9 protein-coding genes and 1 pseudogene are annotated in these 7188 nt (G+C 70.7%); 4 read left to right on the top strand and 6 right to left on the bottom strand.

All coding sequences use genetic code 11. The features are described from left to right. Nucleotides 1-50 precede the first annotated feature (50 nt). Entirely contained in the window at nucleotides 51-179 is a 129-nt protein-coding gene (locus JWR81_RS21920; protein WP_297656131.1) for a hypothetical protein, read from the bottom strand. A gap of 336 nt (nucleotides 180-515) precedes the next feature. Between JWR81_RS21920 and JWR81_RS21915 the strand changes: the two genes are divergently transcribed. Next, nucleotides 516-776: a hypothetical protein gene (locus JWR81_RS21915; protein ID WP_297656128.1), complete on the top strand. Its 261-nt coding sequence runs from the start codon at nucleotides 516-518 to the stop codon at nucleotides 774-776. Nucleotides 777-790: 14 nt separating this feature from the next. Here the strand turns inward: JWR81_RS21915 and JWR81_RS21910 are convergent, their stop codons facing one another. The 4 genes and pseudogenes from JWR81_RS21910 to JWR81_RS21895 form a co-directional block, all read right to left on the bottom strand. Beyond that, nucleotides 791-1018, bottom strand: coding sequence for a hypothetical protein (locus tag JWR81_RS21910; protein ID WP_297656125.1), 228 nt, complete (start codon nucleotides 1016-1018; stop codon nucleotides 791-793). A 57-nt stretch (nucleotides 1019-1075) separates the two neighbouring features. Then, a complete protein-coding gene (locus JWR81_RS21905) occupies nucleotides 1076-1198 on the bottom strand; it encodes a hypothetical protein (protein WP_297656122.1) in 123 nt (40 codons plus the stop codon). Nucleotides 1199-1358: 160 nt separating this feature from the next. After that, entirely contained in the window at nucleotides 1359-1781 is a 423-nt protein-coding gene (locus tag JWR81_RS21900) for a DUF308 domain-containing protein (protein WP_297656119.1), read from the bottom strand. 242 nt (nucleotides 1782-2023) lie between these two features. Further along, a pseudogene (locus tag JWR81_RS21895) lies at nucleotides 2024-3261 on the bottom strand (RNA polymerase sigma factor). 828 nt (nucleotides 3262-4089) lie between these two features. On the opposite strand from JWR81_RS21895, the gene JWR81_RS21890 reads away from it, so the two are divergent. Then, entirely contained in the window at nucleotides 4090-4491 is a 402-nt protein-coding gene (locus JWR81_RS21890; protein ID WP_297656116.1) for a hypothetical protein, read from the top strand. A 461-nt stretch (nucleotides 4492-4952) separates the two neighbouring features. Here the strand turns inward: JWR81_RS21890 and moaA are convergent, their stop codons facing one another. Beyond that, complete coding sequence (gene moaA / locus JWR81_RS21885; RefSeq protein WP_297656113.1) at nucleotides 4953-6002, bottom strand: GTP 3',8-cyclase MoaA; 1050 nt, start codon at nucleotides 6000-6002, stop codon at nucleotides 4953-4955. A 185-nt stretch (nucleotides 6003-6187) separates the two neighbouring features. On the opposite strand from moaA, the gene JWR81_RS21880 reads away from it, so the two are divergent. Next, nucleotides 6188-6394 (top strand): hypothetical protein, encoded by a 207-nt coding sequence (locus JWR81_RS21880; RefSeq protein WP_297656110.1) that lies wholly within the window; start codon nucleotides 6188-6190, stop codon nucleotides 6392-6394. A gap of 437 nt (nucleotides 6395-6831) precedes the next feature. Then, nucleotides 6832-7188, top strand: a 357-nt coding sequence (locus JWR81_RS34485; RefSeq protein WP_367278828.1) for a transposase, incomplete at its 3' end; no start/stop codon positions are given.

The raw sequence follows: 7188 nt of genomic DNA, 5'->3' as shown, positions 1-7188 counted from the left end.
CTCCGGATCATGAACCTGCTGCACGCGCCCGACGCGGCGGTCATCACCGCCTACGTGGTCATCGTCGAGAAGTTGGACAGGCTGCGGGCCCGGATGACCAGCGAGCCCGAGGTCGTCCGCAACCCTGCGAACGGCCTGCCGATGCCGAACCCGGTGTTCGACCAGTGGAAGGCGTGCACGAAGATGGAGAGCCTCGCAACAAGCTCGGGCTCAACCCGTCGGCCCGGTCGGGTATCCGGGCGAAGGTCGCGCAGACCGGTCCGCCGACGCCGCGCCGCTCCGAGCGGCTGTTCGGAGACTGACAAGCGCCACCGCCGCCCCGGCAACGATTGCCAGCCAGGCTACGACCGAGATGGCGCGTCCGATGGCCTTGTCGCAGAGGCGCGTCACGTCGGCGGTCCGCATATAGCCGAACTCGGCGTGGTTGACCTTCCGGAATTCGCTGTCCGGGCTCGACTGGGTAACCGGGCAGCCGGATTGGAAAGTAGTGGGTGCCGCACGAGAACGAGCCATCAGTGCCGTTCGCGAGGGTCATCACGACGGTTGATCGGAGACAGGACGAACAGCAGGCCAGCGGGACGATGCACAGTCTCACTGTGCGCTCGGACGGGACGGATGTGGTGATCGACTGCCGCCCGGATGAGCGGATCCGGCCACGTGATGCGGTGGCGTTCGAGGCAACGGCGCAGGCCTGCGAGACCGTCGGCTGGGAGTACAGCCGGTGCGGAGCGATCGACGAGCCCCTGGCCAACCGGGTTCTTCAGCAGCCTCCTTAGGTCCTCGAGCGCCACTACAACGGTGCCGAGTCCTTTAGCACCGAGCCGTGGAGCCGGTAACCGACGACCTCTCTGGCAAGAATCTCGGTGTTCTCGCCGAGCGTGAGGTGCTTGAACCCGACGGTGTCGGGGGATGCCCAGACCTCGTGCAGAGCGCTTGTGAAGATGCGGTCCTCGCCGTCCTCCAGTGCCAGATCAACGGTGTGCCCGCTGCGGACAAAGACTTCGATGCGGCACGTCATCGGAACAGCGTAGGACTCGGCGGGTGCCCTCGAGGCACAGATGACCAGACGTCCGCACTAGTAGTCGATCTGCAGCTGGTGGACGCTGCGGCGGCGAGCGAAGCTGATGTAGGAACCGTCCTCGAGCAGGCCGCCGCGGTCGACGGGGTGTGGGCCGGCGGCGTCACGCGGCCAGCACACGGCGGGCCGGCCTGCTCGGGGGCTTCGAGCCGGCGACGCTCGGCGTCGTTGGGCACGGGTGCCTCCCGGGGAGTAGGAACTGCGGTCTCAGCCGGCCTGTCCGGTCGCTGCGGCTTGTCGGGTCCTCGGCTCTCCCGCCGGTCAGCGATCCGGGCCCCGGTCAGGGTGGGGCCGGGCCGAAGAAGGTCCGGTGGTCGGGGAGTTTGCGGCGTTGCGCAGCGCCAGCGCCAGCGCCGCGAGCACGAAGCCGTACACCACGGCGAACACCCCGATCAGTACCGCCAGCGCCAGCGCGCCGGGGACCGGTCACGCCAGAACCAGCACGCCGGCCACCACCGAGAGCAGTCCGGCCACCACCAACAATGCGGCCCGGCGCCGCTCGCGGCGCTGCCGGACCGCGAGGATGAATCTCGACGACCCCGGTGACCAGCGCCCAGATGCCGACCACCACGGGGAGGGCGACCGCGGTGATGTCGGGCCAGATCAGCGCGACCAGACCCAGCGCGACCGCGAACACCGCCCGCACCAACACCGGCCAGGCCAGGCGCAGGTCCACCAGCAACACCTCGGCGGCACGATCCATGTCCTGGTCCTGGTCCTGGTCCTGGTCCTGGTCCTGGTGTGGAAGATGATGGTGACGTCGGATCGCTGTGCCCGTGGGCGCGCGGCGGGGAACGTGTGTCGCCGCGTGAGTCAGGCCGCGAGGCTGCTGGTGGCCTCATCGGGTGGTCCTGCCTACCGGGGAGCGTGGAAACCTCGCCCCGCCAGCGCCATAGCCGGGCCCAGGGTCGGCCTCGCTGGTCGAGCGGTGGGCAGCTCGGCGAGCTAGTCGAGGTAGTGCCGGAGCAGGGCAATGCGCGACGAGCAGCGCAACTTGGCCATCGCCCTCAACTCGATCTGTCGGCTCCGCTCCCGGGTCACCCCGTAGACCTGGCCGATCTGCTCCAGCGTGCGCGGCCGGCCGTCGGTGAGGCCGAAGCGCAGCCGGATCACGCCGGCCTCGCGCTCGGACAGCGTCGCCAGCACCGACTGCAGCTGATCGCGCAGCAGGGTGAGGCCGACCGCCTCGGCGGCCCCCACGGTCTCGGAATCCTCGATGGCATCCCCGAGCCGGGCGTCGCCCTCGTCACCGACGCTCTGGTCTAGCGAGAGCGGCTGGCGAGCGGTGCGCTGCAACGTAGATAACTTCTCCGGGGCGATGTCCAGCTGGGCGGCGAGCTCCCCGGGGGTGGGCTCGCGGCCCAGGCCCTGGTACAGCTCGCGCTGGACGCGGCGAAGCTTGTTGATGGCCTCGACGATGTTCACCGGGAGGCGGATGGTGCGGGCCTGGCCTGCCATTGCCCGGGTGATGGCCTGGCGGATCCACCAGGTGGCGTAGGTGGAGAACTTGTAGCCCTTGGTGTAGTCGAACTTCTCCATCGCGTGGATCAGACCCAGGTTGCCCTCCTGGATCAGGTCCAGGAACGCCAGGCCGCGGCCGGTGTAGCGCTTGGCCATCGAGACCACGAGCCGCAGGTTGGCCTCCACCAGGCGGTCCTTCGCGCGCTCCCCGTCGCGCACGATCTGGCGCAGGTCCCGGCGCAACTGCGCGGACACCCCCGGCGGGGGCGGCCCCGCAGCCGCTCCGCGGCCAGCAGCCCGGCCTCGATCCGCGTGGCCAGCTCGACCTCCTGCGCCGCACCCAGCAGCGCCACCGTGCCGATCCGCTTCAGGTAGGCCCGGACCGGGTCGACCGCGACGGTGAGCTCGGCGTCGTGGCGGGCCTGGCGCAGCACCGCGGGATCGTCGTCGGAGTCTTCCTCGGGCTCGGCCTCGTCCCACCCGACCCCGCCCGAGGTGCTGCGTTCCTGCGGCAGACCCGCGGGGTCCGGCGCGCTGGCCTCGACACCCTCCCCGTCGAGCGCGGCACCCCCGTCCGCCCGGTGGCGGGGAGCCGGGTCCGGCGCGGCGCGCTCGACGTCCCCATCCCTGAGCGGCGGCGGCTCCTTCTCCCGCTTCGTGCGGGCCGCCGTGGCCGGCTCGGGGTCCCGTGCGGGCGAATCGACAGCGGTCACCGAGCCCACCCCCTGTTCGGGCCGCCCGGCGGGCGCACGGTGATTTCTCGTGCCCGTCCTCGCCCGGCGCGGCGGGTTGTTGCCACCGCAGCCTCCTCCTGAACCGGGCCACGGTCACCATCGAGACACGATCCCGTATCACCGGTCGTGGCCCTGCGGCCGCCGCGTCGCCCCGGCCGCAGGATCATCCCGGATCCTCGCTGCCTCCCAGCCAGCTCGCCCGGGCGAGCAGGTGCGGCACCGGCCTCCACGCTGTGCCCACCTCGTAGCTGCTGCGGCTCTCCAGCAACGCCCTCCTGTCCCGTCCCATGTGGGCCGGGCGAGGAGGGTGAAATTCCCTCGCAGGCATGACGCGCCCCGTTCCGGTTGTCTGCCGTCGGCGGTGAGCGAGAGTGCCCGGGCCTGGCTTGACCGCTGGAGGCCATCGCGGAGCGACGCGCAGCGCCCTTGCGGTCGGCGTGGTGCGGTAGGACCCTTGATGAGCCGCGAAGGGTCAGCTCCGTTAGGCCGTTGGGCTCTGGCCCGGATCGCTCTTGGTCATCGTTGGCTAACCCGGTGGCGCAGCCGGCGGAGCCGGCGCCTTGATGATGAGACAGGGCAACTCGGCAGGGCGCGGGATGGCTTCGTGGACGGTGTCGGCCGCACAGGCGCGCCTCGGGACGCGCGGGCGGCGGGCTGCTGGAGCGAGACGACGACGGGCAGCGGAGCCATCTGGTCGCCGACCCGGCCGCACGTGGCACGCCCGCCCACGGCCAGCGGTGTTGGTGCCGATCAGCGCGAAGGCATCTGAACGACAAAGCGTCTCATTTCAAGCACAGCAAGATTGGGGACAAGAAGATGACCACACCGCAGAATCAGTTCACCGACGCGACCAAGCGCGGCCAGGAGGCGATCACGACCGCCATGCGCACGTGGGCGGAGAACGTCCGGGCCTTGATGGCCGGCGCAGCCGGGGGTCAGTCGGGGTTGCCCAACCCCCAGCAGATCGTCGACAAGGTCTTCGACTTCGCCGAGCAGGTGCTCGCCACTCAGCGCGAACTCACTATGACCCTGCTGTCGGCTGGAGCGCAGGCGACCGAGGCCGCGACCAGCCAGGCCCGGGAGGCCGCCGAGTCGATGACCACGCACGCGGTCGAGGCAACCGAAGCCGTGACCGAGGAGGCCGCCCAGGCCGGTCAGGCCGCCGGCGAGAAGGTGTCGGGGACCGCTCGCAGCGGGCGCAACACCACCAAGGGCTGATTTCGATCCGACCCGACCCGACGGTAGACGTCGGGCCGGTGCTGTCACCTGGCGGCGGCCTTCGCCGTCGCCAGGTGCCGTGAGCTGGCTGTTCCGTGTCCTCAGCGGACCGGAGTGGAGCCGATTTCGTCACGGAGGGGGCGCATGCCGCCGCGCCGGACACAGAAGCAGGCTCGGGGCGCGATGCGAGTCCCGATGTCACCGCGCAAACGGGGCCTGCGTCGCAGGCCGACGGCGCCGCGACGGAGGGGTCCGGGCGGGCAAGGTGCCGTCCGGCCAGGGTGGGAGAAGGTCGGCTACAGCGGACCGGTGGGCAGCCGCTCGTATATGGTCTACGTTCCGCCGGGGATCGGTTCCCGGACTCGCTTGCCGCTGCTCATCGTCGCCATGAGCGCGCTGTCGCAAATATCGGCTGGCCGGCGGCGTGGCAGCCGTGCCCGGTGTCCGCGCCAGGCCGGGTATCAGCCGCCGAGGTAGGACATCTCCGGCTTCGGGAGGTCCACGGTGCCCAGGCCACGCAGCTCGGAGTAGCGGTCGTCCCGGGCGCCCCAGACGGCGGCGATCGCAGCATGCAGCGCGTCGTCGTCGACCCCACCCCGGAGCAGGCCGCGCAGGTCACGCCCGTGCGCGGCGAACAAGCAGGTGTAGAGCTCGCCGACCGCGGTGACCCTGGCCCGGGTGCAGGTGCTGCAGAACGGCGTGCTCACCGACGAGATCAGCCCGAACTCGCCACGTCCGTCGAGGAAGCGCCAGCGTTGGGCGACCTCGCCCGGGCGCGCCGCCGCCACGGGTTCGACCGGGTGCACTGCGGCGATCTGGTCCAGCACCTCGGCCGAGGTGACGACCTCCGACCGATCCCAGCCATTGGTGTTGCCCACGTCCATGTACTCGATGCACCGCAGCACATAGCCGCGGTCGCGGGCGAACTCGACCAGGTCGAGCAGACCGGCCTCGTTCATGCCCCGGCGCAGCACGGTGTTGAGCTTGATCGGCGCCAACCCTGCGTCGGCGGCCGCGGCGATGCCGTCGAGCACCTTCGACAGCGGGACTTTCGTGTCGCCCATGGCCGCGAACACGGTCGGGTCGAGGCTGTCCAGGCTGACCGTCACGCGGTGCAACCCCGCATCGCGCAGGCTCCGCGCGTGGGCGGCGAGCAGCGAGCCGTTGGTGGTCAGCGCGACGTCGGTGATGCCCGGTGTCGACGCGACGAGCGACACGAGGACTTCGAGATCGCGGCGCAGCAGCGGCTCACCGCCGGTGAGCCGGACCTTGCTGACGCCGAGGTCGGCGAAGACCCGTACCAGCCGGCCGAGCTCTTCGTAGGACAGCAGCTCGCTGCGCGGCAGGAACGCGTGGTCGGAGCCGAAGACGTCGCGCGGCATGCAGTAGCCGCAGCGGAAGTTGCAGCGGTCGGTGACCGATATCCGCAGGTCGCGCAGTGGTCGGGCGCGGCGGTCGCGGACCGCCGGCCTGACCGCGTCCCCTCCTGCGTCGCCCGATGCTTGCGCCATGCGCCCAGCGTAGGCCCGGATCCATCACCCGCCGTCGGTTGTGAGTCGACGGACTGAGTGGATCTTGCTGTACGGGCGGCGGTTCACCCAGCCGGGCCTGCCGCGACCACAACAGCAGCCGGGTGGGCCGATGACGGGCGGGGCTCTCCTGGCTGCAGGTCACCCCCGCTTGCCAGACTGGCCCGGTGAGCAATCACGAGAGCCCAGCGATCTGCTCGGCCAAGGGGTGCCAGGCCGCCGCGACCTGGGCGGTTGTGTGGAACAACCCCAGGCTGCACGCTCCCGACCGCGAGAAGGTCTGGGTGGCCTGCGGTGAGCACAAGCAGCCGCTCGCCGACTACCTCGCCGTCCGTGCGTTCCTCAAGCGGGTCGAGCCTCTGGAGGCGATCTAGTTGAAGGCTTGGACTGGCGAAGCCGGCAAGATCGGGTCGAGCTTCAGGCGGTGGTGACCGACGGGTGCAACGCGTTCGCCGAGTGCTCAACGCCGATGTGTCGGCTCGGCTGGACGGCTACGCGGCCGGGGATATCTACAACCGTGGCCACATCCGCATCACCGGCATGATCGCCGGGCGAATCGTCGAGAACAGCGGCCACATCGAGGTATCCGTGGGCACGCTGCTCCGGAGGAACGGCCGGATCTACGAGTACACCTACGACGGAACGCTCCCTGCCCCCAAGGGCCTGGAGCGAGCACGTCAACGGGCATATCCGAAGCGGAGATCATGGCGCGGGTCCTCGGCCGCAGGGCATGGCAGCAGTGGCCCGGAAATGGTCAGCGGGTGCTGGCGCGGACGGTGGTGCCAGTCTCGTCGTGGCAGATGTGTAGGTCGTGGCTGAGTTCGCGGGCGCAGTAGAGCCCCCGGCCGCGGGCAGCGGCGGCCGGGGGTGGGGCCAGTCCGAGCAGGCCGGGCCGCAGTTCGCCGGGGTCGTGGATCTCCCAGGTCAGCCCGATGGGGGTGTACCAGATCCGGAAGGTGCCGTGCCCGACCGCGAGCTCTACCTGCCCACCTCGTGGACCGAGGATCCGCAGCGCTGCGCTGCAGCGGGCATCCCGGAGGGGACAGGCTTCGCGACGAAACCGCAGCTGGGGGTCGCCATGCTCGCCCGCGCCTGGCGAGCCGGCCTGCTCACCAGCGAGGCCTGGACGACCGCGGACGAGGCCTACGGCCAGAATCCGACCTTCCGG

The sequence above is a fragment of the Pseudonocardia sp. genome, from assembly GCF_025965585.1.
Taxonomy (GTDB): Bacteria; Actinomycetota; Actinomycetes; order Mycobacteriales; family Pseudonocardiaceae; genus Pseudonocardia.
The sequence above is the reverse complement of the archived record's forward strand: the minus strand, read 5'-3'. Positions and strand labels throughout refer to the sequence as shown.